Origin of the sequence: Bradyrhizobium altum, from assembly GCF_020889705.1 — a bacterium.
GTDB lineage: Bacteria > Pseudomonadota > Alphaproteobacteria > Rhizobiales > Xanthobacteraceae > Bradyrhizobium > Bradyrhizobium altum.
Genome location: NZ_JACMYP010000586.1, coordinates 1 through 829, shown reverse-complemented (window position 1 = coordinate 829; position 829 = coordinate 1). Strand labels below are relative to the sequence as shown.

Here is an 829-nt window from a genome sequence, read left to right as displayed (position 1 = left end):
CCGCCCGATGAATTCCCAGCCGGTCTACTCCGACCGCGGTGCGCCGACCGGTCCGGTGATGTCGCCCGATGATCCGCGCTATGGCCGGCCGATGGGGCCGCCGCCGGTGATCTATGGCGATCGTCCGGGCGCACAACAAGCCAATCGCGACAATGGCGTTCCGGCCGCAGGCGTGTCCTACGGCGACGACCGCGGCGGCATGCGTCCGCCCGAGGGCGTGACCGGAGCGGTGCCGCAGCAGCAGGCGCCGGTCGATGCCAATGGCAGGCCGGTGCAGATCGCGGCGCTTCCGCCGGACGAGCAGCCGGAAGACGGTCCGGCGCAACTGGCCCCGAATCTGCGCCGCCAGGAAGTGGCGTTCGCGACCAAGGAGCCGGCAGGCACCATCGTCGTCGATACGGCGAACACCCACCTGTATTACATCCTGGGCAATGGCCGCGCGATCCGTTACGGCGTCCGCGTCGGCCGCGACGGCTTCACCTGGACCGGCGTGCAGAAGATCACCCGCAAGGCCGAGTGGCCGGATTGGCATCCGCCGACCGAGATGATCGAGCGTCAGCCCTATCTGCCGCGCTTCATGGCAGGCGGCCCCGGCAACCCGCTCGGCGCCCGCGCGATGTATCTCGGCTCGACCGTGTACCGCATTCACGGCACCAACCAGCCGTCGACCATCGGCAAGTTCGTCTCGTCGGGCTGCATCGGTATGCTGAACGAGGACGTCTCGGACCTGTTCGAACGCGCCAAGGTCGGCACCCGCGTGGTCGTGCTGCCAGGTGGCCCGCCGCCGGGAACGACGACGGCTTCCGCCGCGCCGCCGCCCAACCCGATG

1 protein-coding gene is annotated in these 829 nt (G+C 69.8%); it reads left to right on the top strand.

All coding sequences use genetic code 11. The annotated features are described in order from the left end of the window. Positions 1–829: L,D-transpeptidase (locus tag H8B02_RS47540; RefSeq protein WP_229172556.1), on the top strand; the 829-nt coding region annotated here is incomplete at both ends.